This is a genomic window from Ruminococcus sp. AM42-11 (assembly GCF_003480145.1).
Lineage (GTDB): Bacteria > Bacillota > Clostridia > Lachnospirales > Lachnospiraceae > Blautia_A > Blautia_A faecis.
This window is the reverse complement of sequence record NZ_QUIO01000003.1, coordinates 145,104-169,959: the sequence shown is the minus strand read 5'-3', so window position 1 is coordinate 169,959 and position 24,856 is coordinate 145,104. Positions and strand designations below refer to the sequence as shown.

Genomic DNA, 24,856 nt, shown 5'->3' with positions numbered 1-24,856 from the left:
TCAATATCAAGCTTCTTTTCTGATTTTGCAACGATCAAGGATGCGGCTGGTTACTGTTTACTCCGTTCACAGTAACGCGCTTCGCGATGCACAGAAATCATGCTTTGCATGATTTCGCGCCGCAACTCTCGGGTTTTCTGTGAACTTTGTTCACAAAAAATACCTCGCGGAACGTTACCAGTGAACAGTAACTGCGGCTGTTGCTCATTGCACGCATCCTTCCTCCACTGATCAACAGCCTGTTTACAGCTTATGTTTTCTCCTCCAGATACAATCCTTAAGTACATTTACAAGCCTCGCCGGTTCAAGGGGTTTGGTAAGATGCTCATCCATGCCGGATATCCGGCTGTTTATAATGTCTTCTGCAAATGCATTGGCACTCATGGCAATAACCGGTACACGCTCTGCATCTGATCTTTTCATGGAACGAATTCTCCGGGTAGTATCCCAGCCGTTTAAGTTTGGCATCATGATATCCATTAAAATCACGTCATAATAGCCTGGCTCGGACTTTTCAAATTTTCCAATTGCCTCCAGTCCGTCTTTGGCGCAATCCACAATTATTCCATTATCTTCCAGCATAAAGCTGGCGATTTCCATGTTCAGTTCATTATCCTCAACTACCAGTGCACGCAGACCTTCAAGGGAAATCGTATTCGGATCCTTTACAAAATCCTCCAGCTTCCGGGCTTTTTCTGCTTCTCCGATTTTGAACGGAATTGTCATGACCACAGTTGTGCCGGTTCCCTCTTTACTTTCGATCCGGATTGTGCCGCCCATTCTGTCTGTCAGCTTCTTTGCAATGGAAAGTCCCAGTCCGGTACCTTCATATTTCGACCGGCTGGTCTCCTTCTCCTGGGTAAAAAGATCAAACGCATGTGCCACAAACTCCTGGCTCATACCAGGACCATTATCTGCACAGCCAAATTCATACACTACCTGCTTTTCATCCGCAAATTTCTCCTTACACCATACATGAATCCTTCCGCCTGGTTTCGTAAATTTCACCGCATTATCAGAAATCGCATTCAGAAGCCGTTCCAGATAAACAGGATTTCCGGTTAATAATATATAACTTAGCTTTGATCTTTCCCAATCCACGATGTATTCTATATTTTTCTCAGCTGCCTGAAGCTGCTTTTCTGTGTTGCTCCTGCTCAGGATTTCTGTCAGATCAAAAGTAAGCTCCTGGTCAACAATATCTCCCGACTCCAGTTTATTCATATCCAGTATATCATTTACAAGAGAAACCAGATATCTGGAGGATTCCATGATCTTATCCCTGCATTTCTGCTGCATTTCAGGGTCATTGGGATAACGGTTTGCCAATTCGATCATACCTATGATCCCATTCATGGGAGTTCGGATATCATGGCTCATATTAGACAGAAATCTGGTTTTAACCGCCGCATCCTTCTTCGCTTCTGCAGCCTGGTATATAAGAGTCTGCTCCCTTCTCTTCGCATCACTGATACTTCGGATTGCACAAAGAACATGGGTCAGGCGGCCGTTTTCATCCCTTTTCTTTTCAATAAAGCGCAGACTATGCCAGCTTCCATCCTTCATCCGGTATTCCATAACGACAGATTCTTCGTCTTTCATTCGTTCAGGCAGTGTAGAGATATCTGTAAATCTGTAAAAAGCATCCTGATACTCTTCTGCAACCAGTTCACTGCAAACTTTTCTATTGCTTTCAGACAAAATGCCTGAATGAATATATTTCAAATGCTCCACATCCCTGTTGGAAATTTCCTCAAAATAATCTGCCTGGATATCAATTCTGGAAATATACTGGTATGTTCTGGCAATGGAGGAAATGATCTCATTTCCCAATCTGGCCTCATCCAGAGCTTTTCGCAGTTTCTCCTGGATTTCCTTCTCTTTGTAAAGGATATTGTCTATATTGCGATATCCAAGAAAAGCATCAAAGGTCTCATCATCTGTCTTTCCCTTCACTACATAGGCTTCATAATAGCTATCTTTCCCTTCCTTTGAAACACTGTGGTAATGGTAAGTAAACTTCTCTTCATGTAAAAGCCTTCTTTTCATATTTGCGCAAAGATGCCAGTCTATAAACTCTTCTTTCTCTTCATCCAGAATAAAATTGTCTGCATATCTTCTCACATATTCATCAAAATTTTCAGCCGGATGGGGATCTTTCTCCGCCAGCTGCCTGGCATTGGTATTCGCATCCAGTCTCAGTATTTCATATTTGCCGGAATTAAGATCTATCCGGTATAAAGATACATACTCGGGCAATAATCTGCTTAAAACATATTGTTCTTTCACCGGATAATCATTTACATCCTGCCTTTGATCGTCTGTCTTTGTTTTTTCTCGTGAAAGCATAATACCGTTTTAAATTTATCCTTTCTTTTGCTGTTAACATTTGTTTTTGCATGCCAGGCATAAACCACCACGGACGTTTCTGGTGGAGCCGCATAACTTGCAAATCTCTGTTATTTCCGACTTCCAATCGCTGTCCAGCCTCTTCAGGCCTCCGCTGACCTGATCCAATGCTTCATCATCCAACTCAACAACTGCCTGACTCACAGGCTTCATGCTCTCTTTTTTGTCATTCGCTTCTTTCATAATAGTTTCCTCCTGTATATGATTTTAATATGATTTCACTTTTTACTATAGTCAATTATACAAGTTTTTACCTGTGTCTTCAACTATTTTTTGGCATTTTAGCCAAAACGTTACTAGTCACACGCTTCGAAATAATATCTCTGTTTATTCACGCCTGCTTCGTCTGTACTCCATAGCAGTCATACCGCAAGATTTCCGAAAACTCTGCGCCAGATAGCTCTGAGAAGAAAAGCCTGCAAGATGGGCAATGTCAGAAATATCATGATCTGTATTTTCCAGAAGATTTTTGCAAACCTCAATCCTGCGCCGGTTCAGATAATTAATGGGAGAAATCCCATAATATCGTGTAAACTCGTGGCTTAGATAATATTTGTTCAGATGACTTAATGCCGCCAGCTGATCCAGATTGATATCTTCCCCATAGTTAGAATCCAGATAGCGCTTGACCTGTGCACACTCCTTACTTGGATGAAAAGAAGGCACCAGCTGGAAGCCGGAATCTGTTATCCTGCGAAGCTGGGCAATAAGAATGGAGAGCGTATGTCTGCAAATCTCTTCATAACCCTCTTTTTTCTCATCTAATTCCTGAAAAAGGGAGTGGAAATAAAACAAAAGATCTGTATTAATCTTCCGGCAGTTGAAAATCTGGAATTCCTTCTGATCCCGGAAAGAAAAACTAATTCCATCCACTCCTACAGTATAATAAGAAAGGGGCGCAGCGCTCTGGGAAGTTTCCGTGTGCAGGATATGTGGATTGATAATGACCAGATCGTCCCTTGCAATGGAAAAGCGCTGATTTTCTATAAGAAATTCGCCGTTTCCTCTGGAAACATAAAAAAGCTCCGTAAAAGCATGGGTATGAGGAATGCTGGGCCAGTCCTCTTCGTATCTGGAGGATGAGGCATTCACCAGAACTGCTTCTGTAGAAAGTGGATTATCATTGGAAAAAGAAAAAGAACGTGTACTCATAGATTCTCCTTATGTATCATAAACTATAGTTTGTTGTCTGCGCTGTCGGCTCCCGATATTCCGAATACAGCGTTTTCAAACAACAGGGAATAAACACTCGCACACTTAGAGTACCATAGAACGGAAAATACAGCAATATTTCTAAAAACCTTAGCAACAACTCTGTTGAAAAACATCTGTCAAAAACGTATTCTTATATTACAGAAAAAAACAACTATCAAACAATGTTAACAACCCTTGTAAATAAAAAAAAGAAAAGCGAGGTCGCAAAATGGAACAGAAAAAAGGCAGAGTTACCATTCCTACCAACCTGGATGTGGTAAAGGAAACACTGGATATTATGAATGAGTGGGGCGCAGATGCCATCCGTGACTGTGATGGAACCGAATTTCCACAGGAGCTGAAGGACACCGGTGCGAAAATCTACGCTACCTACTACACCACCCGAAAGGACAATGCCTGGGCAAAGGCTAATCCGGATGAGATCCAGCAAATGTACATTATGAGTTCTTTCCACACCGCAACATCAGACAAACTGGAGATCCACCTTATGGACCACCTGTACCCGGATATGCTGAAGGTGAACACACGCGATGATATCACAAAGTGGTGGGAAGTGATCGACCGTACCACAGGAGAAGTGGTTCCGGCAAGTCAGTGGCATTATGAAGAAGCGAGCGGAAATGTGGTAATTACACCTGTAAAACCGTTCCATGAGTATACCGTCAGCTTCCTGGCTTATATTATGTGGGATCCGGTACATATGTACAATGCAGTGGTAAACGACTGGAAAGATGTAGAGCCGCAGATCACCTTTGATGTGCGCCAGCCAAAAACAAGAGCTCATTCCCTGGAGCGCCTCCGCAGATTCCTTGACACCCACCAGTATGTGGATGTGGTACGCTTCACCACCTTTTTCCATCAGTTCACCCTGATCTTTGATGAGCTGGCAAGGGAGAAATATGTGGACTGGTTCGGTTATTCCGCATCTGTCAGTCCATATGTGCTGGAGCAGTTTGAAAAAGAGGTTGGCTATCCCTTCCGCCCGGAATACATTATCGACCAGGGCTACATGAACAATACCTATCGCATTCCATCTAAGGAATTCAAGGACTTCCAGGCATTCCAGCGCCGCGAGGTCGCGAAGCTTGCAAAGGAAATGGTAGACATTGTCCATGAATATGGCAAAGAAGCCATGATGTTCATGGGTGACCACTGGATCGGCATGGAGCCATTTATGGATGAGTTTGCTTCCATCGGTCTTGATGCTGTGGTTGGAAGTGTAGGAAATGGTGCAACCCTGCGTCTGTTCAGCGATATTAAAAATGTAAAATACACGGAAGGACGATTTCTTCCATACTTTTTCCCGGACACCTTCCACGAAGGTGGAGACCCGGTGAAAGAGGCGAAGGTAAACTGGGTAACTGCAAGGCGTGCCATTCTCAGAAGCCCCATCCAGAGAATTGGTTATGGCGGATATCTGAAGCTGGCTCTTCAGTTCCCGGATTTTGTCCAGTACATTAAAGAGGTCTGCCAGGAATTCCGCACCCTTTATGATAATATCCAGGGTGTGACTCCATACTGCGTGAAACGTGTTGCTGTGTTAAACTGCTGGGGCCGCATGCGCTCCTGGGGCAATCATATGGTACATCACGCAATCTATTACAAACAGAATTACTCTTATTTTGGCATTATTGAGGCATTAAGCGGTGCACCCTTTGATGTATCCTTTATCAGTTTTGATGATATTCTGGCAGATAAGGATCTGCTGAAAAAATTTGATGTTGTGATCAATGTAGGGGATGCGGATACTGCGCAAAGCGGCGGCGAGTACTGGGTAAATGAAACCATTATTACTGCTGTAAAGGAGTTCGTTTACAATGGCGGTGGTTTCATCGGAGTTGGCGAGCCTGCAGCCCATCAGTGGCAGGGAAAATTCTTCCAGCTGGATGATGTACTGGGTGTGGAAGAAGAAAGAGGCTTCAATTTAAATACCGATAAATACAACTGGGAAGAACACAGAGACCACTTTATTCTGGCTGATGCAGAAGGTGATGTGGACTTCGGTGAGGGCAAAAAGAATATTTTTGCACTTCCGGAAACCCGGATCCTGATCCAGAATGACCATGAGGTACAGATGGCAGTAAAAACCTTTGGAAAAGGCCGCGGTGTTTACATCAGCGGACTTCCATACAGCTTCAGAAACAGCCGTGTGCTCTACCGTGCGGTTCTCTGGTCTGCATCTGCCGAGGACGAACTGAACCGATGGTATTCCACCAATTATAATGTAGAGGTCCACGCTTATGTAAAGAATGGCAAGTACTGTGTCGTAAACAATACTTACGAGTCACAGGATACAGTCGTCTATAAAGGAGATGGCAGCAGCTTCCCGCTTCATATGGATGCAAACGAAATTAAATGGTACCAGATTTAATAGTCATAGGTTTATTATAATTAAACCACATCATATTTCAATAATTCTGTCACGAAGTGTTGGAAAATGGCGCGAATGGTATTATAATAAACCTATCACAAAACAAAGGAAACCATTATGAGAATTGCAATTGTTGATGACATTAAAGAAGAGCGTGACAAGCTCGCAGACGTACTGACGAAACAGCTTTCCAGACGTGGGATTCACGTAAATTTATTTGAATTTGAAAATGGAGAAGATTTTCTTATTGCGGCAAAGGAACGTCCTTTCACCGTCGTTTTTCTGGACATCTACATGAGTGGTGCAAATGGGATCGAGACTGCCAGAGAGCTTCGGACATTTGACTCGGATGCACTTTTAATTTTTACTACCACTTCTACGGATCATGCTCTGGATGGGTTCAAGGTCCGTGCCATGCACTACCTTGTGAAGCCATATCCCGAAAATGAAATTTCAGACCTGATCGATGAGGTTCTTTCCAGGATCCCGGATTCCGGAAAATACATAGATATAAAAGTAAACGGAAGCAATGTGCAGGTTCCGTTTCGACATATTATATACGCAGAACATTTTTCCCATATGATCCATATTCACACCACTGGCGGCAAAGAACTGATCACCCGCCAGTCCTTCGAAGCCTTTACTGCATCCCTGAAAATGGATCCAAGATTTTATCTTTGCAGCAGAGGCGTTGTGATCAATCTGGAGCATGCTGTTGATTTTGATGGAGCCCTGTTTATCCTGGACGATGAAACCCGGATTTCCGTCAGCCGGAAGCTGGTCAAAAATGCAAGACAGACTTTTATGGATTTTCTGTTTCAAAGGGGACATTGAATATGAATACTATATTAAGACCTGTTCTGGAGCTTACGGTAATGATTTCTGGTCTGTTCCTTGCTTATCTGCCGGTACAGACATATCTGAAACAACCGCCCGGCAGACTGGCTGCATGGCTTGCACCTCTTCTGGCAGGAATCTGTCTCCTGGAAGGAGGATTTTGTTACTTTCTTAACATCCCTACCAGCTCAGTGCTTTTTCCCACTCTGCTGGTACTGATGCTGATCTATCACAAAAGCCTGACTATCTCTATCTGGAAATCCGGTAGCATTTTTTTGGCAGTATGTGCGGTCTTTGCCTGTGTAAACAGCCTTTCCAGAGCAGTGAATGCCATTGTGGCAGAAAGACTTGGACTTCCGGAAACAGAGATCTGGTTTCACACCAGTGCCGGTATTTTTTACAATGTAATATGTCTGCTGTTCGTTGCTGCCGCCTGGTACCCGGCCTCCCATGCAGCCCGCACTATGATCGATGACGAAAATTTAGCCCAGACCTGGTATGTTTTCTGGATACTGCCACTGATTTTTATAGGTCTGAATCTCTTTATGATTCCCAAATATGAGGGAACTCTGTATACTGGACGTATTTTGCAGGGCTACATTGTGATCAGCCTGATGCTTCTTGTAATTCTCATGCTGTTTTACACAATGTTTCTTATGATGGCCAACAGCCTGAATAAAAATGCAAGGCTTCAGCAGGAAAATCATTTTCTCTCCCTTCAGCAGGCACGATATGAGAACCTTTGCTCTGCCATAGAGGAGGCAAGGCAGGCACGACACGATATCCGCCATCACTTTTTGCAGCTTTCTTCCCTGGCTGAAAAGGGAGATCTGGAAAAAATAAAAGAATATCTTTCCAATGCAAACAGTAAAATCCCAGACTACAACCTGCATTTTTGTGAAAACCAGGCGGCTGACAGCGTGATCAGCCATTATGCCGCTCTGGCAAAACGAGAGAACATTCCTTTCCAGGCAAAGGCAGATCTGCCAGCCACATTTCCATAGACCAGATTGATATGTGCCTGGTTCTCTCCAACCTTCTGGAAAATGCTCTGGAAGCCAGCCTGAAAGCAAAGTCTTCCAACAGGAGAATCCATGCAGAGGTTTACCTTCATCATAAGCACCTTCTCCTGATCCAGGTGGAAAATACCTTTGAAGGGAAAATACAGGAGAAAAATCATATTTTCCAGTCATCCAAGCGTACCGGAAACGGAGTGGGAATCCAGTCTGTCCGCCACATTGCAGAAAAGAATGGAGGAGACAGCAGCTTCACTTATGAGAATGGTGTTTTTACTGCTAAAATTATGCTGCGCATACAGAAAACAGCCGTTTCTCATCCATAGGCAAAGCAGAGAGGTTTCATGCAGACACACTCTGGAGCGTATCTGAAAAATCATTCCCGCAATCTGCACGCCCCACTTTGCGGTATATTTTCCCCGAATCCAACAAAAAAAGAAAGCTGCAGAACAATATCAGAAATGATACTGTCTGAAGCTTTCTTTTTCTGCATCAATAAACTACAAATGCCATGACCACATACACCAGTATGGATACCAGGCAATACAGAGAATTGGTGGTGGAAACATAAGCGCTTCCATCCTCACTCTTCAGGAAGGTCTGCATACTGAATGTGGCTGGAGCGGACATGTAGCTGATCACTGCAAGGTTCAAAAGAAGATGATCCCCTACTATGTAATGTATTGCCAGCAGCACTCCCCCGATCATGACTGCCTGAAGAAGAACACGAAGTACAATGGTCCTGATACATGGGGAAAGAAGTTTCTTATCAAATTCAATGCTGAATCCTACCACCAGCAGAATAACTGAGGTTATGGAAGTGGTGAGAATGTTCTCCACACTTGTATAGGTACCTGCAAACGGTCCGGCAAGAAGCTTCTGCACCACACCGGTAAGTCCGGCAATAATTCCCAGCACACTTGCAATAAACGCCGGTGTGCGTATTGCACTGGAAAACAGTTTTCCCGGATCGATCTTTTCCCCGTTTTCCACCTGTCCGAGCATTCCCATATAGACGCTGAAGCCAAACAAAAGGCCTGCAATATCCAGCACTGCGATCTGGGAAAGGTTCTCCGCTCCGCAAAGGCTGGTATATAAAGGATAGGCCATGGAACCGCCTTCGTATACACTGACCATAAAGGGCAGATATTTCCGGTAACACTCTGCCGGCATAAGCGGACGGAGTAAAAAACCGATGCTAAAGGAAACAACCAGCATTACAAACATGATTCCAACCAGAATTCCGGTTTCTTTATTATATTCTGCCGTAGCAAGGGCATGGAAAATTGCCACAGGAAGCATGATCTGGGTCACCAGAAGCTTCATATTGTTAATTCCATTCTGATCCAGCAGTTTCAGCCGCTTGCAGGCCATGCCCAGAAGGATCATCACCAGTACGGGCAAAATAATTTCCAATACTTTCATTTTATGCACGCTTTCTATGTATTTCTTAATATTGTATTTTGGTATTTCTTAATCCAGACTCTTCCTGATTTCTTACCTTACAGGATATTTCGTATGGCAAACTCTTCTGCCAGAGCGTGTCTGAATAGTTCTTTTATTCATCAAAATCGGTCTCAAATACTCCCTCAGCGTACGCATGGTAAGAACCCCGAGATTAAAATCATCATCCATTACCGTGATATGATACTCAAAGATTACATCATCCTCAAACTTGGACAGAAGAATATAGCTTCCGTTCTCTTTTCCCTCGATCTGGTCGCAGATATCATCATACACATCTGCACCGGAAATCTCACGCGGATAACCGGAAGCTTTGATTTTTTTCTCAATTGCAGCGTATAATTCTTCCATTTTATATTCTGCAGCAGTGCATGCCATCAGGGCTTACCCTCTCAGTTCTTTTTGACTGCCGCATACTCCTTTCCTGAATTTTTTTCGATTAAATATGATTGTATAATATCCGCCCCTGAAATGTCAAACCACATTTTAACCAAATCCTGGTTATCGTAATTTCTTCGTGAGCAAAGAAATCCTGATTTGTATGATTTCGTACCATACTTCTCGTTTTTTGTATAATTTTTTATAAATTATCTGTTATTTTATTCTACTCTCTACATTTTTTCCATGGCTTTTGTGGTTTTTTGTTTTTTCTTTTGTGTATTTCGTTGTGTTTTTCTTTGTTTTTGATATTTTTCATTGTTTTTTTCACCAATTCCTGTTGACATCTGACTATTTTTGTTGTATGCTATTTTCTACAGAGAGGCACTCCATTTGGTACAAGGATGTATCTATGGAATGCCTCAACTCGTATCTAAAGGGAGGTAATACTTATGAAAATGAAACAGGTTTTAGCAACAGGCGCAGCTTTATCAATGGCTCTCTCCATGGCTCCGGTCACCGCATCCGCCGCAGACAAAGTAGACATAAACGTCATTGCTGCACAGTATGGCCAGCAGACTGCTGACTGGTGGGCGAACTTCGTGACAGAATTTAATGAAGCAAACCCGGACATTAACCTGAACGTAGAGGTTGTTTCCTGGAACGATATCTACACCGTAGTAAATACCCGTATCGCCAATGGCGAAGCTCCTGATGTCCTGAATATCGACGTATTCGCAGATTATCAGGCAGATGATCTCCTTCTTCCGATCCAGGACGTTGTTTCTGAAGAGACCTACAGCAAGATGTACGATGCATTCCTTGCACAGTCTGAAGTAGACGGAACTGTATGGGCTATCCCGGATCTTGCATCTGCACGTGCTATGTACTATAACAAAGACATCCTTGATGCAGCAGGCGTAGAAGTTCCTACTACATGGGATGAGCTGAAAGCTGCTTGTGAAGCCCTTAAAGCTTATGATGACAGCATTTATCCATGGGGTATCGATATGACTACTGACGAAGGTCAGGCAGCATTCGCATACTACACCTGGAACAACGGCGGCGGATTTGTTGACGATGAAGGTAACTGGACACTGAACAGTGAGCAGAACGTTGAAGCAATCCAGTACGCAATCGATCTTGTAAATTCCGGTTACACAAACACCGATCCTGCTAACGATACCCGTTACGATCTGCAGGATATGTTCGGCGCAGGTAAGGTTGCTATGCTCATCGCACCGAACAGCTTACCTACCTACATTGCTACAGGCGGAAATGAAGTAAACTACGGCGTTGCTTCCATTCCTTCCAATACAGGCGAGTCTGTATCTGCAGGTGTTATGGACCGCTTCATGTGCTTCGATAACGACTACTCAGATGATGAGAAAGCTGCTATCTCCACATTCTTTGATTATTTCTATGATGATGCCCGTTATACAGAGTGGGTTGACATGGAGGGATTCCTTCCGGCAACCAAGTCCGGCGGCGAGGCTCTCGCAGCAGCTAACGAAGATATGGCAAGCTGGATTGATATCTTAGACAGCTGTAAATTCTATCCAACAGCGAAAGCAGAATGGGCAGATGTAAAACAGGGCGTTATCAACGTAGAGCAGAATGCTCTTCTTGGCGGCGACGTTCAGGAATTACTGGATGACCTTCAGGCAGAAATCGCTGGCTGATCTTAATCCACTGTTTTTCCCATTACGAGGAAGATAATGGGCCGGACTTACGGGTCCGGTCCATTTTTAAGTTTGCGAAGCAAACGCTACTTCTTGTGCCAGGCACAAGAAGGTTCCACCTTTTTGCGAAGCAAACGCTGCTTCTTGTATTTGTCACAAGAAGGTTCTGTTTTTCTGCGTAACAAACGCCGTTTTCTGTGCTTGTCTGCGCAGCGTCAACGCTATTTTTATAAAAAGAGAGGTATCCCTGTGAAGAAAAAATTCAAAAAAGTGGAACCATATGTATGGATCCTGCCAAGTGTCCTTCTCATGGCAATTTTCATCCTGGTTCCTATTATCTTTGTATTCCGTATGGCCTTAAGCGACGTCAGCAAAGCTGGTCTGATCAAAGGCTTCGCCGGATTGGAAAATTTCCGCAAGGTAACAAACAGCCCTGTTTTTGCCATGGTGCTGAAAAACACCCTTGTGTGGACCGTTGCCGTAGTCGGCATCTCCACACTCCTTGGATTTATCCTTGCGATTCTCCTCAACAATGAATTTAAAGGCCGTAAGCTTGCACGTGCCGTTGTTGTTTTCCCATGGGCCACAACCCTGATCGTTCAGGCAAGTATCTGGAAATTCATCATCGACACAGATTACGGTACCTTAAATACACTGTTGATGAAGCTTGGCATTATTGACCACGCTGTGAACTGGACTCCTACTGCCGGTGCTTATTTCGCCTGGGAAATTGCCTGCGGTATTTTTGTTACCATTCCATTTGTAACCTTTACCGTACTTTCCGGTCTGCAGAGTATTGATGCCAGCTACTATGAGGCAGCAGCCGTAGACGGAGCCAGCTACTGGCAGAAAATGTTCCAGATCACCATCCCGCTGGTACGTCCGAATCTTACCATCAGTACCATCCTGAACATTATCTACGTATTTAACTCTTTTCCGATCATATGGACCATCACCAAGGGTGACCCTGCCAACCGTACCGACACCCTGGTTACCTATCTGTACAAACTGGCCTTCTACAACGGCAAACAGGGACAGGCAGCAGCCGTATCTGTTATCGGCTTCCTGATTCTTCTTTTCTGCGCCAGCCTGTACATGGTTTCCGTACTGAAGAAAGGAGACGAATAATATGGCAAACACCAATGCTTCAGTTAAGAAAAAAAATACCAGAAACACAGTTTTGCGTGTATTGCTCTATGTAGTGATCATCGCCATCTGTCTGATAACTTTATACCCATATTTTGTAACTGTATGTACTGCTCTTAAAAGCCGCGCGGAAATCTTTTCCATGAATGGAACTATTTTCCCTGTTGAGGCCATCTGGTCCAACTTCACAGATGTATGGAAGCTGGCTCCCATGAGCAATTACATGATGAACTCCATTGTGATCGCAGGAGGCTCCACTCTTCTGGCTATGGTCTGCGGTATCCCAGCTGCTTATGCCCTGTCCAGAATGAAATTCAAAGGCCAGACTGCTTTTCTGGGATTTGTTATTGTCTCCCAGATGTTCGCACCGGTTGTACTTCTCATCGGTATCTACAAGGTTATGATGGCGTTCCATCTTACCAACAGCATTATCGGCCTGATCTTTATCAACGCAGCATTTAACCAGGCATTTGCTATCTGGCTGCTCCGCGGTACTTTCCTGAGCATCTCCCCTGAGATGGAGCAGGCTGCCACTATTGACGGCTGTAACCGCGTACATGCCCTTTTAAGGATCCTTCTGCCTGTTGCTGCACCTGGTATCGTTACAGCGCTTATTTTCGTATTTATCAACGCCTGGAACGAATATACAGTGGCACTGACACTGATCTCCACTGATACCTTCAAGCCTCTCACCGTTGGTATCAATATTTTCAACGGTTACAATATGATCGAGTGGCAGTATCTGTTTGCTGCTTCCCTCTATGCAATTGTTCCAGTTGTGATTCTGTTCGTCGGAATCGAAAAAAATCTGGTTGGAGGACTCACTTCTGGTGGTGTCAAGGGTTGATTTTTATTTTTTTCCAAGTATAATAGAGGAAGATGCGGACGCGAGAAAGGGTTGCCCAGGGCAGCCCTTTGTTCATGCCCCATAACTATTCAGAAGGCAGTATTCCGCCAGGTGTTTTTGTGAACATTGTTCACAGCTGCGGCGCGAAATCATACAAAGCATGTTACTGGTCATCCAGTAACTGTTTTATTGTGTACGGTAAAATTTCACATACGGAATAACCCCGATGATTCCGCACATTTCAGGAACTCTATACCGGAGATCACCGAATGATTCTTCTGTCCTGCTGACGAAAATTCAGCACATTTCACAGATTTTTAAAATCAATGGTTTTGACCTTGACTTTTCTGTAGAATACTGTAATATTGATAGTGCACAACATCTAGTATGTAATTAAAGATTTAAACACAATATATGGAGGGATTTGAAAGAATGAGTACTGAGGTCAATGCAAACGTCATTAAACGAAATGGCGTGGAAGTTATTTTTGATAAGGCGAAGATCATCAATGCCGTTGAAAAAGCGAATGAGGAGGTTTCCAAGCTTCACAGGCTGAGTCATTACCAGATCACAGCGCTTGCTGATATGATTGCCACCCGTGCCCTTGAATCCTCCCACGCTGTCAATGTGGAAGATATTCAGGATATGGTAGAGACCGGCATTATGGAGATGCGCGGTTATGAGGTTGCACAGAAGTATGTGCGCTATCGCTACAAGAGAGAGCTTACCCGCAAGTCCAATACCACAGACGACAGCATCCTTGCTCTTCTTGACCAGATTAATGAGAATGCCAAGCAGGAGAACTCCAATAAGAACCCTACTATTAACTCTACCCAGCGTGATTACATGGCAGGCGAGGTCAGCAAGGACCTGACCATGCGTGTTCTTCTTCCTGAGGAGATCGTAAAGGCTCACGACGAGGGAATCATTCATTTCCATGATTCCGATTACTACGCACAGCGTGAGCATAACTGTGACCTGATCAATCTGCAGGATATGCTCCAGAACGGCACGGTTATCAGCCAGACACTGATTGAGAAGCCTCACAGCTTCTTTACCGCATGTAACGTTACCACACAGATCGTCGCACAGGTAGCCAGCAATCAGTACGGCGGACAGTCCTTCTCTCTCGCCCATCTGGCTCCTTTTGTAGACATCAGCCGCCAGAAGATCCGTAACAAGGTAATCGAGGAACGTAAGGCTTGCGGTGAGCCTCTTGATGATGAGATCATCCAGAAGGTATCGGAACGCAGACTGAAGGATGAGATCCAGAGTGGTATCCAGACGATCCAGTACCAGCTGATCACTCTTATGACCTGTAACGGACAGGCACCATTTGTAACGATTTTCATGTATCTTGATGAAGTTCCGGAGGGACGCACCCGTGATGACCTTGCACTGATCATCGAGGAAGTTATGAAGCAGCGTATGCAGGGTGTTAAGAACGAGCGCGGTGCGTGGATCACACCTGCATTCCCGAAGCTGATCTATGTGCTGGATGAGGATAACATCCACGAGGATTCCAAATATTGGTACCTCACAGAGCTTGCAGCGAAATGTACTGCCAAGCGTATGGTTCCGGATTACATCTCAGCCAAGATCATGCGCCAGTTAAAAAACGGCAATGTTTACACCTGCATGGGATGCCGTTCCTTCCTTACCGTTGAGGAGAAACAGAAGAACCCGGACGGTTCCTACAAGTTCTACGGTCGTTTTAACCAGGGTGTTGTTACCATTAACCTTGTAGATGTAGCCTGCTCCTCAGACGGCGATTTTGATAAGTTCTGGGAGATTCTGGAGGAGCGCCTGGAGCTTTGCCACAGAGCACTCCGCTGCAGACATGAGCGTCTTCTTGGCACAGTTTCCGATGTTGCCCCGATCCTGTGGCAGTATGGTGCTCTTGCACGGCTTAAGAAGGGTGAGACCATTGACAAGCTTCTTTATGACGGCTATTCTACGATCTCACTTGGATATGCAGGTCTCCATGAGATGTGCATGAGAATGTACGGAAAGCCTCATACAGACCCTGAGGTTCGTCCGTTTGCGCTGAAGGTTATGCAGCGCCTTAATGACAAATGTGCCCAGTGGAAGGCAGCTGAGAACATCAGCTACTCTGTATATGGCACTCCGATGGAATCCACCACATACAAGTTTTCCAAATGTCTCCAGAAGCGTTTTGGCATCATTCCAGGAGTTACGGATAAGAATTATATTACAAACAGCTATCACGTTCACGTTACTGAGGAGATCGACGCATTCTCCAAGCTGAAATTCGAGTCTGAATTCCAGAAGCTTTCTCCAGGAGGAGCCATCAGCTACGTGGAAGTTCCGAATATGAAGCAGAATATTCCGGCAGTTCTCTCTGTTATGAAGTTTATCTATGATAACATCATGTATGCAGAGCTGAATACCAAGAGTGATTTCTGTGATGTCTGCGGATATGACGGAGAGATCCAGATCAAAGAAGACGAGAACGGCAAGCTGATCTGGGAATGCCCGAACTGCGGTAACCGCAATCAGGACAAGATGAGCGTTGCCAGAAGAACCTGCGGATACATCGGTACCCAGTTCTGGAACCAGGGACGTACCCAGGAGATTAAGGATCGTGTATTACATCTATAATAAATCCGGCATTGTATTATAATTTTTTTACATTGCCTTTATAAAAAAATCCGGACAGCTTTCTAATTTTCACAATTTTGATCCCTGTCCGGATTTCTTTTACAGTGTTTCCGGAGTGTGTTTGAAAAAGACCTTCTGCAAGATGTGCGTCACAATTTGTGGGAGATTTTATCTGATTGGAGGAACTCAATTATGAATTATGGAAACATCAAATCATACGATATTGCAGACGGCACAGGCGTGCGTGTAAGCCTGTTCGTATCTGGCTGCAGGCACCACTGTAAGGGCTGTTTTAACGCACCTACGTGGGATTTTAACTACGGTAAGCCATTTACCCGGGAGACTCAGGATAAGCTCCTGGAGCTGCTTGCTCCGTCTTATATAGAGGGCTTCTCCCTACTCGGCGGCGAGCCATTCGAGCCAGAGAATCAGCCTGTTCTGGCAGAGCTTCTGGAAGAGATCAGGCGTACCTTTCCGGATAAATCCATCTGGTGTTACAGTGGATATCTTTTTGACAAAGATATGGTTCCCGGAGGTAAGATCTACACTCCTTTTACAGACCGGATGCTTTCCTGCATCGACGTTCTGGTAGACGGAGAGTTTATTCAGGAATTGAAAAACCTCTCCCTTCAGTTCAGAGGGAGCAGCAATCAGCGAATTCTGCATTTAAAAGATGGTAAGCTTATTAAAGAAGGCCTGTGATACGGGTCTTCTTTTCTTATATCTGCATTCAAATAGTTGCATAAGTTTTTACATCTGGGTAATCGAAAATCCCCCTCCTGTCTAACAGGAGGGGGATTTTATTACACTTTATTTATTTTGCTTTCGCATATTTTGGTGTGCTGTAAGAAGAATAGATTGGAACACCTGCTTCGTTGTTTCCAACGGCGCGTACTTTGTAATAATACTTGGTTCCAGCTTTCTTGGAGCTCTTGTCAACATATTTCACTTTGGAGCCTTTTGTAATAGTTCCTACCAGTTTGTATCCGGAACCTTTCTTAGTGGAACGGTATACCTGATATCCGGTAGCTCCTGTTACTTTCTTCCAGCTGACAGTAATCTTGCCCTTTGTTGCTTTCGCTTTTGGACTGGTTGGCTTCGCGATCTTTGCTGTGGAAACTATAGCACTTGCAGATTTGCTTGCACCACTTGTATATGTTTCATCAGCAGAATCTTTGTACTCATAGGACTTACCATTCTTGTAAGCAATTACATAATAGTAATATTTTACTCCTGCTTTCGGTCCTTTGTACTCTGTGCTTGTTGCACCATTATAGGTGTACTTGATCTCGCGATCTGTAATAGTCGTTTCCTTCAGTTCACTAACGAATTTGTATCCGCTGACTGTTGTGGAATCAGCAACATAATTCGGGACAGTTGCACTGGAACCGTAACTATAGCTGTAAGAATTGCTGTCTTTGTTATATCTGTTCCAGGAAGAGGTGGTTCTGTATACACGATAGTAATCAGCACCTGCTACCGGATTCCATGTTACAGTAATACTTCCATCTGCTTTGTTTGCAACAGCTTTTACATTGCCAGGAGTTGCTAAAACAGGATTAACTGTTGCTCTGATTTCATTGCTGTATTCCTGTCCTCTGTATGCACGTACACGATAGGTTGTTTCCGTATCTGCTGCCGGGAATGTAATGGAAGATGTGGAAGCTTTCAGTGTCTTATAGGTTTCCCATGCACCAGTCTCTTCATTTCTCTTCTCAACCAGATAACCCTTTCCTGCATATACCGGCTGCCAGCTTAACTTCATCTTACCGTTTGCATAAGAAATTCTGTTAACGGTAGTCATCTCGAAGCTAAGATTTGCATATACACCTTCATCAATGTAATACTTGCTGTTTCCTACAGTCTTGTATGCTCTTACAAGATAGTAATAATCCATACCGCTCTGAAGCTTCTTGTCTGTATAACTGGAAGCCTTTGCACTTGTAGTCTTGATCAGTTTATACTTAGCAAAATTGTTGGTCATGCCAGCTGCTACAGTATCTCCAATAGAAGATCCTTCACATCTGTAAATCTCATATCCCTTAGCACCTTTGATCTTGGTCCAGGACAGTTTTACAGAAGTTGTGCTCTTAGGTGTTGCTTTCAGCTTCAGCGCACCGCCCCAGGTAGTAACCTTATTATAAGCCCATGCTCCATAAGTGGTCTTGCCTGTTTCGGAATCATAATAATATGGTCTTACTCTGTAAGTATAGGTAGTATCTGCTTTCAGTTTGGTGTTCTTATAAACGCTGTCTGTAGTTTTGGCAATTGTTTTATATTTCTTGCCATTCTTTCTCTGGATCTGATAGCCGGTAAGCCAGCTTTCTGATCCGCTTTCAGCGCTCATCTTTAAGGTAACGGTCTTAGCTGTGATAACATTTGTTACAGATATATTCGGCATACCAGCGTTAAATGATGCTGTATTTGTGTATGCACTGTATTTCTGTGCAAGTGTAGCTGCCTTATCATTTTTTACACGGGCACGCACATAATAGGTCTTGCCTGGTGTAAGTGATTCAAAGTAAAGTGTTGCCTTATTATTCTCACCAGAAATACAATCTGTAACCTTGTAATCATTTACAAATTCAGGTGATTCGGAATACCAGAATTCTACATCTTCTTCTTTTCTTACAGTTCCGTCATAGGAGAATACATAACCATCCGGTGTTTTCTCAACCAGCTTCAGGTTGCTGATCGCTGAAGTGGCTTTGGAGACATTGACAGCTACTACATTGGAAGGAGTACCGTATTTCTTGTTTCCGCTCTTGTCTTTTACATAAGCGACAACTCTTACATAGGTTGCTCCTTCTTTTAATAAGGATTTTCTCAATGTAAGTGCATCATCATCCTCATAGTACTCATCTTCATCTTCATCATAGTAACCACTGGAAGAAGCTGTTACCCAGTCCTCTTCGGAAGGCTGTGCCTTATCAGTGTACTGGAGCTCATAAGAGTCGCCATCTTCCAGAACAGCATCAAAACGGAATTCGAAGCTGTTTTCAGATTCTTTATACATCTCTAAGCCAGTCACATTCTTAGGTGCCTTTTCTGCATCTGTAGTGAAGGAGACTGCTGCAGGTTTCAGTTTTGCAACCTCTTCCTCTTCCGGTCTGTCTGCACTGCTCACTGCACGAACATAATAGGTTTTTCCTGCTTCCAGATTACTGTTGTTTTTACTGATCTTCAGTTTCGCAGAACCAGCTGAGCCATCATAATAGAAGCTGCTCCAGTCACTTGCCATAGTTGCAGTAGTAAATTCTGTGCCTGTTGCGATCTGATACCATACGCTGTTTAAATCAACCTTTGCACTGTATGTGAAATAATAGTACTCATCGTCAGCTTTTACATACTGAAGATCTGTGATCGGCTGAAGAGCATCTACTGTAAATGCAGCGGACGGTGCTGACCAGTCGCCTTCTACGGTCTTTGTGACTTTCTTTCCGTCTGTATCAACGGTATAAGTGCGTACTGCACGTACCTGGAAGGTATAGGATTCTCCAGGAGCCATTGCCTTGATCGGATCGCCCTTCTCATCTCTTACACGGTCAAATGAAACCTTAGGATCTGTTGTATATGTATACAAATCTTCATCTTTAAGCTCTGACAGGGAAACACTTGGGAAATTACCGCGTCCGACGCTGTAGTAGGTCTTATCAACAGTTCCGTCATCCTTCAGAGAAGCTGAGCTCACGTATTCACGGCCGGCAGAATCTTTTACAAGGATTTCATAGCGGTTTACATTGTCAAGTGCGTTCCAACGCAAGGTTGGCTCACTATCCTCTGTGTTTACATTTACACCGGAAACAGCTGCAGGCTTCTCACTGGTACCTGCATCTGAAGCGGTTACTTTGTATGCAAATGCATTGGACCAGTCTCCGTATACTTCCTTACCATCCTCTCCGATCTTAACGGCACGAACAGAAAGATTATAGGTCTTTCCGTCTTCAAATGCATAAACAGGCTGACCGGTAGCCGGGTAAATAACAGGTTCCAGAACTCCGTCTACGCTTGTATAAGTTCTATAATCAGACTCATCAAAGGAATATCTGGTGCCGCTTACTCTGGTATACCTGCCACTCTTCCGATCGGATGCCAGCGACTCAAAGTACTCACGTCCAGCTTCGTCTGTGATCTTAATCTCATAGCTGTCTGCATTCTTATCCGGATTCCAGCTGAGAACATAAGAAGAAGCTGTTACACCGGAGATTTTCTTCAGGCTTGTATCTACAGCTTTATAAGTTACTGTATAAGCGTCAGACCATTCACCTTCCTGCTTCTTGTTTGCACCATTCTCATATCTGTAATTAATTCCGCGGACACGGATGGTATAGGTTTTACCTCTTTCAAATTTGAACTCTCCGTAGGTTCTTCCTAAATAGAAGTTTGGATAGGAATAATTGGAATCTGTTGTAAAGGCAACTTTTCCATCTACTTCAACTTCGTACTGGGATACATATGTATTCTGGATACGGTTCCAGCTTACATATTCATATTCATCGTTGTATTTGAAATTACCGGTCTTCTCTGGTACAAGACTGCCGCTGTCGTCTGCTTCTACAACCAGCTCATTGGACCAGTCGCCTACCTTCTTCTCGTCGCCGGAGCCTGTATATGCACGGACTTTAACGGTATATTTCTTGCCTTTCTGGAAAGCACCGATATATTTTCCGTCTGCATCAGAAGCGACTTCATAAAGACCTGTGGTGTCGTTCTTTTTAAGCAGATAACCGTAATTCTCATAGAAATTGAGCCAGTTACCTGAAGTAGTTACATAGGAGGGTTCCTTTGCTCCATATGCATAAGAATAATATTCATTTCCAGCTTCATCCTTAATGGAAACCTCGAGGTTCTGGTTCTCGCCGGATACCTGAATCTGATTCTTTCTTTCAGCTGCATAAATTGTCACACTCTTCGGCTCAGCGACCTTCTTTGCGTAGGTATAATCTACAGCGTCAGACCATTCACCATATGCAACAGTTCCATCTGCGCTGTTACGGTTTACGGCGCGAACGGAAACTTTGTATGTCTTGCCATTCTCAAGACCTGCAATATATCCGTCTTTACCATCTGGTTTGTATACAAGGTTTCCTTCTGCGTCAACCTTGAACGGCCGCATGGTAAGACTTGTAAGACTATAGCTCAAGTTGACTGTTGACGGATAACCGGTCTCTGGCTCGCTTGCATCATAATTGTAGCGGTAAGTGTACTCTCCGTCTGTTACACGGATCTGGTATTCATCTGCCTTCTGGTCTGCATACCAGGTAAGAACATTCTTATCCTCCTCATCAAATGCAACATGTCCGATCTTGCCAGGTGCCTCTGCATCAAAAGCAGCAACCTCATCGGTGCTTCCGCTCTCTTCTGCGTCTGCAACTGCCTCACTGTCACCGAAGCCATCCTCTGTAACAGCTGACACTGCGGCTTCATCTCCGAAGCCATCTGCCTCTACAGCAGCTTCCTCTGTGGTGTCCGCTTCCGCTGCCGGAGACTCAGATACGAAATCTCCTCCATCTGTAAAATCTGACGCCAGAAGCGGTGTCGGTGCGGAAGTTGCGGTCATTGCCGCTGCAATTGCAATGGCAACAGACTTATTGAGTGTTTTCAAATCTTTCTTCATACATTTTCCTCCATGAATTAAATTTATTGAAATTGATCAATAAGTAGTATGGGGAAATTATAGCGTATTACTCCGTTTTAGGCAAGTGTTTTGTGAAAAAATTATGTATTTTTTGTGTAAATAAACACACATTACCACCCCCCGTTTGTATTTTTCTGATATTTTCTCTTTTTTCTGACAATTAATTGTTTTCTTTATATTTCGACTATTTTTGTATTTTTTCATATTCTGTCAAAATACTGTTCATTTCGTAGCGCTTCAGCTGTCTGATCAGTTCTTCTGCATTAATATGAAGCCGCATATCTTCCAGGCTTTCTTTTATCTCAATGTCACGTTTCATAGTTGCCAGCTGTTCGCTTAAGTATACCATCTCTTTATTTGTTTTCAGTGCTTTCAGAGGGCTTCTTCCTATTCCAAGGTTTTCTTTCCAGAAAGTATTCAATTCCTTTTCTTTCTTTGCCACGCCTTGGCAGTCCTCAATTGCTTCATAGATCGCATCCAGGGTTTTATATTCTGCTACAAGCGGCGCTGCTGCCGAGGAAACTCCTTTACAGCCTGGAATTCCATCGCCTGGATCTCCGGTGATCGCCAGAAGCACAGGAATCTGTTCCGGATATACCCCTTCCTCAGAACAGACAATTTCCGGTGTATATTCAAATACATTAGAAGGGAGTTCCTCGTAAACCTCTTTTCCAAACAGGCCATATGCATCCTTCAAGTTCTCCAGCTTATCCTTCGTAACAACACGCCACATGCGGGTATATTCGCTTACCAGCTGAAAATAATCGTGATCCTTGGTAAGCACATAAGTCTGCAGATCCGGGCCCTGGAATTTCTCCACAAGAGATGCCGCATAATCGTCAGCCTCATAGTCCTGACTCATAAATACCGGACAGCCGATTGCCTTCAGAAGCTCTTCCATCTGGATAAACTGTTCTTTTAATGGCTGGGCAGTCTCCTTGCGATTGGCTTTGTAAAAATCAGCGCCAAGCTGGGTGCGGCGGAAAGTATCTCTTGTCATATCAAAGGTAAATGCCACGTATTCCGGCTTTACTTTCTTATAGACAGCCAGAAGGGTGCGAAGCATGGTGAACATGGCATTTGTGTATTTTCCATCGGAGGTGTGCAGGATTTCCGGATAGTGTCTCTCTTTTTCCTCGTCTGTCTTTGCGAAAAGGATAGATTTTGGAAGATTTCCGTAATAGGATGTGGACAGCATGGAGGAGCCGTCGATGATCAGAAATTTTGGCATGATTGTTCTCCTTCTATGATTATTTGACAGTTTCCTAACGAAGCGTTGATTTTTACACACTGTCAGGAAGTGTCTTTTCAATATCTGATATGATATCAGACCTGTAATTTTTCTCAATCTCTCTGTAAGTATACCATAAATTTATCTTATCTGAAAAATTTCCAAAAATTTTTTCAGATTTCGTGTTATTTCTTTCTCTGGTTTTCGTATATATAGTGAAGGGAGCAGAAAACAAAATTATTTCTGAATTCCCGCTTCTACGTAGAATGAGGAGGTACTCAATGAAAAAAATAATTTTAACCTTATCCGGCGTTCTTTTTGTGATCGTCACCGGATGCTCGCTGCTGATCTGCATGATGAACGGAATTCCGAATTTAGATCAGCCGGCTGCTGCCTTTTACCTGGCGAAAGCAATTCTGTTATCCTTTAGCCTTCCTCTGGTAACCTTAGGTCTCTTCGTACACTGTTTGCAGCTTAGACGAAAGCTTGATAAGAAGAACCAGTTGTTCCGGAATGCGATGAAGGAGCTGATAAAAAATCGCCAGACCAGCTGCAGGGATTCTGGAGATTCTGATTTCCAGAGCTTTAAAAATTCACTTACCTGTCTGTTCTGTGCCTTTGCAGAAGATTCCGGTCTCAGCGAAGAGGATCAGAAGGACTTGCTGGATTTTATTGACAAATTTTAAGTGAGGGACTTGCATGCTTTTAATCTGTATGAGCATAGCAGGAACAGTGCCACTGATCATCTGTCTCCTGCTATTGCTTCTCCAAAGGAAAAAATTTTCATACCGGCTTGGCCGGAACCTGGTGTTTCTGAGTCTGGCGGGGTATTTGATACCGTTTCAGGTGGTTAAATATCTGATGCCAACAGATGTTTTGATAAGAACAGACGCTCTTGCAAACATCTCTTATTACATCAATTTTGACGACAAAGGAGCAATTTCTTATCACGGAATTTCATTATGGATGTCCGACTGGATTCTTATGATTGGATTATGCTGGCTATTTTTAATCTCAGGCTTCAGTGTTTACGAAATCATAAAGTATCACCGGCTCACGCGAAAGCTGAAAAAGATTACTGAGAAAAGAACTTGTTTCTTACCTGGAATCGGGGATGTAGAATACCGTATTTCTCCCCTTATTGGTTCTCCCTATACTATAGGTTTCCTGAAGCCTTTCATTGTCGCGCCGGAGAGCCTTGAGGATTCCAGATTGTCAGAAATGATTATGCGGCATGAATATTCACACCTGCGCCGTCATGACTCAGCTGTAAAGCTGCTCTGCCTGTTAGCCATTTGCCTTCATTTTTATAACCCGTTAACATTGCTTACGCTTCTGCTTTACACCAGCTTTTCCGAAAACATTGCAGATCAAGCCGCCACCGAAGGTTTCACCACGGAAGAGAAAAAAGCCTACGCAGTCGCTCTCGTGAATCTTTCCGCAAGGAACAGACAGGTTCCTGTAGTCTGGAAAAACAACTTATTGGGGGCCAAACATACAATGAAAAGGAGAGTGGAATTTATTATGATGAAGAATAGAAAAGCCAGTAAAATTGGTACTGCTGCGGCAATATTGGCATCTGTATTTTTGAGCGGGACTACGGTGTTTGGGTATGCGCCGATGCAGACGACGGAAGCACCAGTATTTTCTCCAATTACTGAATCCTCTATTTCTTTTGAAGAAGTGAACACTTTAGATTCTCAGTTTTCAAACTCAGATATATATTTTGAAACAGAAGATCATTTTTCAGTTCCAGTTACTTCTTCCGATTTAGAAACACGTGCCCTTATATGCACACATGATTTTAAAGAGGGATACGCGGATAGACATTATCCCAAAAGTAATGGTGGTTGTGAAGTAAAACGCTATACTGCAAAAATTTGTCAAAAATGCAATCATCTTGTCATCATGGACTACGTAAGCACAACAACTTACGCCAAATGCCCACACAAATAATCGCCTGCACTAACTTTAATGGGAGGAAGTTAGCCCAGCCGAAT

Annotated in this window: 18 protein-coding genes and 1 pseudogene; 11 read left to right on the top strand and 8 right to left on the bottom strand. The window is 43.7% G+C overall.

The features are described from left to right. Positions 1 to 243: 243 nt before the first annotated feature. The 3 genes from DW904_RS03465 to DW904_RS03455 all read right to left on the bottom strand — a co-directional run bounded on the left by DW904_RS03465 (position 244) and on the right by DW904_RS03455 (position 3,561). Positions 244 to 2,349: an ATP-binding protein gene (locus tag DW904_RS03465; RefSeq protein WP_118578078.1), complete on the bottom strand. Its 2,106-nt coding sequence runs from the start codon at positions 2,347 to 2,349 to the stop codon at positions 244 to 246. A 33-nt stretch (positions 2,350 to 2,382) separates the two neighbouring features. Beyond that, a complete protein-coding gene (locus tag DW904_RS03460) occupies positions 2,383 to 2,592 on the bottom strand; it encodes a hypothetical protein (protein ID WP_118578077.1) in 210 nt (69 codons plus the stop codon). Between the two features lie 144 nt (positions 2,593 to 2,736). After that, positions 2,737 to 3,561, bottom strand: a complete 825-nt coding sequence (locus DW904_RS03455; RefSeq protein ID WP_118578076.1) for a helix-turn-helix domain-containing protein — start codon at positions 3,559 to 3,561, stop codon at positions 2,737 to 2,739. 271 nt (positions 3,562 to 3,832) lie between these two features. Here DW904_RS03455 and gnpA point away from each other — a divergent pair, with 271 nt between their 5' ends. The 4 genes from gnpA (at position 3,833) to DW904_RS23510 (ending at position 8,174) form a co-directional block, all read left to right on the top strand. Next, the gene (gene gnpA, locus DW904_RS03450) at positions 3,833 to 5,995 is read left to right on the top strand and encodes a 1,3-beta-galactosyl-N-acetylhexosamine phosphorylase (protein ID WP_118578075.1); all 2,163 of its coding nucleotides are present in this window, start codon (positions 3,833 to 3,835) and stop codon (positions 5,993 to 5,995) included. Positions 5,996 to 6,112: 117 nt separating this feature from the next. Then, entirely contained in the window at positions 6,113 to 6,829 is a 717-nt protein-coding gene (locus DW904_RS03445) for a LytTR family DNA-binding domain-containing protein (protein WP_118578074.1), read from the top strand. A gap of 2 nt (positions 6,830 to 6,831) precedes the next feature. Further along, positions 6,832 to 7,836 (top strand): ATP-binding protein, encoded by a 1,005-nt coding sequence (locus tag DW904_RS03440; RefSeq protein ID WP_243110281.1) that lies wholly within the window; start codon positions 6,832 to 6,834, stop codon positions 7,834 to 7,836. Positions 7,837 to 7,847: 11 nt separating this feature from the next. Then, positions 7,848 to 8,174, top strand: coding sequence for an ATP-binding protein (locus tag DW904_RS23510; protein ID WP_243110280.1), 327 nt, complete (start codon positions 7,848 to 7,850; stop codon positions 8,172 to 8,174). A gap of 24 nt (positions 8,175 to 8,198) precedes the next feature. Here DW904_RS23510 and DW904_RS24905 read toward each other — a convergent pair. From DW904_RS24905 to DW904_RS03430, 3 genes and pseudogenes are all read right to left on the bottom strand, one after another. Then, a pseudogene (locus DW904_RS24905) lies at positions 8,199 to 8,273 on the bottom strand (DUF6783 domain-containing protein); the annotation flags it as partial. Between the two features lie 67 nt (positions 8,274 to 8,340). Continuing rightward, complete coding sequence (locus DW904_RS03435; protein ID WP_118578073.1) at positions 8,341 to 9,273, bottom strand: AEC family transporter; 933 nt, start codon at positions 9,271 to 9,273, stop codon at positions 8,341 to 8,343. 72 nt (positions 9,274 to 9,345) lie between these two features. Then, positions 9,346 to 9,663, bottom strand: coding sequence for a hypothetical protein (locus tag DW904_RS03430; RefSeq protein WP_347562010.1), 318 nt, complete (start codon positions 9,661 to 9,663; stop codon positions 9,346 to 9,348). Positions 9,664 to 10,142: 479 nt separating this feature from the next. Between DW904_RS03430 and DW904_RS03425 the strand changes: the two genes are divergently transcribed. The 5 genes from DW904_RS03425 (at position 10,143) to nrdG (ending at position 16,689) form a co-directional block, all read left to right on the top strand. Beyond that, positions 10,143 to 11,372: an extracellular solute-binding protein gene (locus tag DW904_RS03425; RefSeq protein WP_226815019.1), complete on the top strand. Its 1,230-nt coding sequence runs from the start codon at positions 10,143 to 10,145 to the stop codon at positions 11,370 to 11,372. A gap of 249 nt (positions 11,373 to 11,621) precedes the next feature. After that, positions 11,622 to 12,500: a sugar ABC transporter permease gene (locus DW904_RS03420; protein ID WP_226837207.1), complete on the top strand. Its 879-nt coding sequence runs from the start codon at positions 11,622 to 11,624 to the stop codon at positions 12,498 to 12,500. A 1-nt stretch (position 12,501) separates the two neighbouring features. Beyond that, on the top strand, positions 12,502 to 13,365 hold the full coding sequence (locus DW904_RS03415; protein ID WP_118578072.1) for a carbohydrate ABC transporter permease: 864 nt from the start codon (positions 12,502 to 12,504) through the stop codon (positions 13,363 to 13,365). 432 nt (positions 13,366 to 13,797) lie between these two features. Beyond that, entirely contained in the window at positions 13,798 to 15,987 is a 2,190-nt protein-coding gene (gene nrdD / locus DW904_RS03410) for an anaerobic ribonucleoside-triphosphate reductase (RefSeq protein WP_118578071.1), read from the top strand. A 192-nt stretch (positions 15,988 to 16,179) separates the two neighbouring features. Next, complete coding sequence (gene nrdG, locus DW904_RS03405; RefSeq protein ID WP_118578070.1) at positions 16,180 to 16,689, top strand: anaerobic ribonucleoside-triphosphate reductase activating protein; 510 nt, start codon at positions 16,180 to 16,182, stop codon at positions 16,687 to 16,689. A 112-nt stretch (positions 16,690 to 16,801) separates the two neighbouring features. Here nrdG and DW904_RS03400 read toward each other — a convergent pair whose 3' ends face one another. Both DW904_RS03400 and DW904_RS03395 read right to left on the bottom strand, forming a co-directional pair. After that, positions 16,802 to 21,604, bottom strand: coding sequence for a fibronectin type III domain-containing protein (locus DW904_RS03400; RefSeq protein WP_118578069.1), 4,803 nt, complete (start codon positions 21,602 to 21,604; stop codon positions 16,802 to 16,804). 205 nt (positions 21,605 to 21,809) lie between these two features. Then, the gene (locus tag DW904_RS03395) at positions 21,810 to 22,856 is read right to left on the bottom strand and encodes a 5'-3' exonuclease H3TH domain-containing protein (RefSeq protein ID WP_118578068.1); all 1,047 of its coding nucleotides are present in this window, start codon (positions 22,854 to 22,856) and stop codon (positions 21,810 to 21,812) included. Positions 22,857 to 23,137: 281 nt separating this feature from the next. On the opposite strand from DW904_RS03395, the gene DW904_RS03385 reads away from it, so the two are divergent. Both DW904_RS03385 and DW904_RS03380 read left to right on the top strand, forming a co-directional pair. Continuing rightward, positions 23,138 to 23,542, top strand: coding sequence for a hypothetical protein (locus DW904_RS03385; RefSeq protein ID WP_118578066.1), 405 nt, complete (start codon positions 23,138 to 23,140; stop codon positions 23,540 to 23,542). Positions 23,543 to 23,555: 13 nt separating this feature from the next. Next, the gene (locus DW904_RS03380; RefSeq protein WP_118578065.1) at positions 23,556 to 24,812 is read left to right on the top strand and encodes a M56 family metallopeptidase; all 1,257 of its coding nucleotides are present in this window, start codon (positions 23,556 to 23,558) and stop codon (positions 24,810 to 24,812) included. Positions 24,813 to 24,856 lie beyond the last annotated feature (44 nt).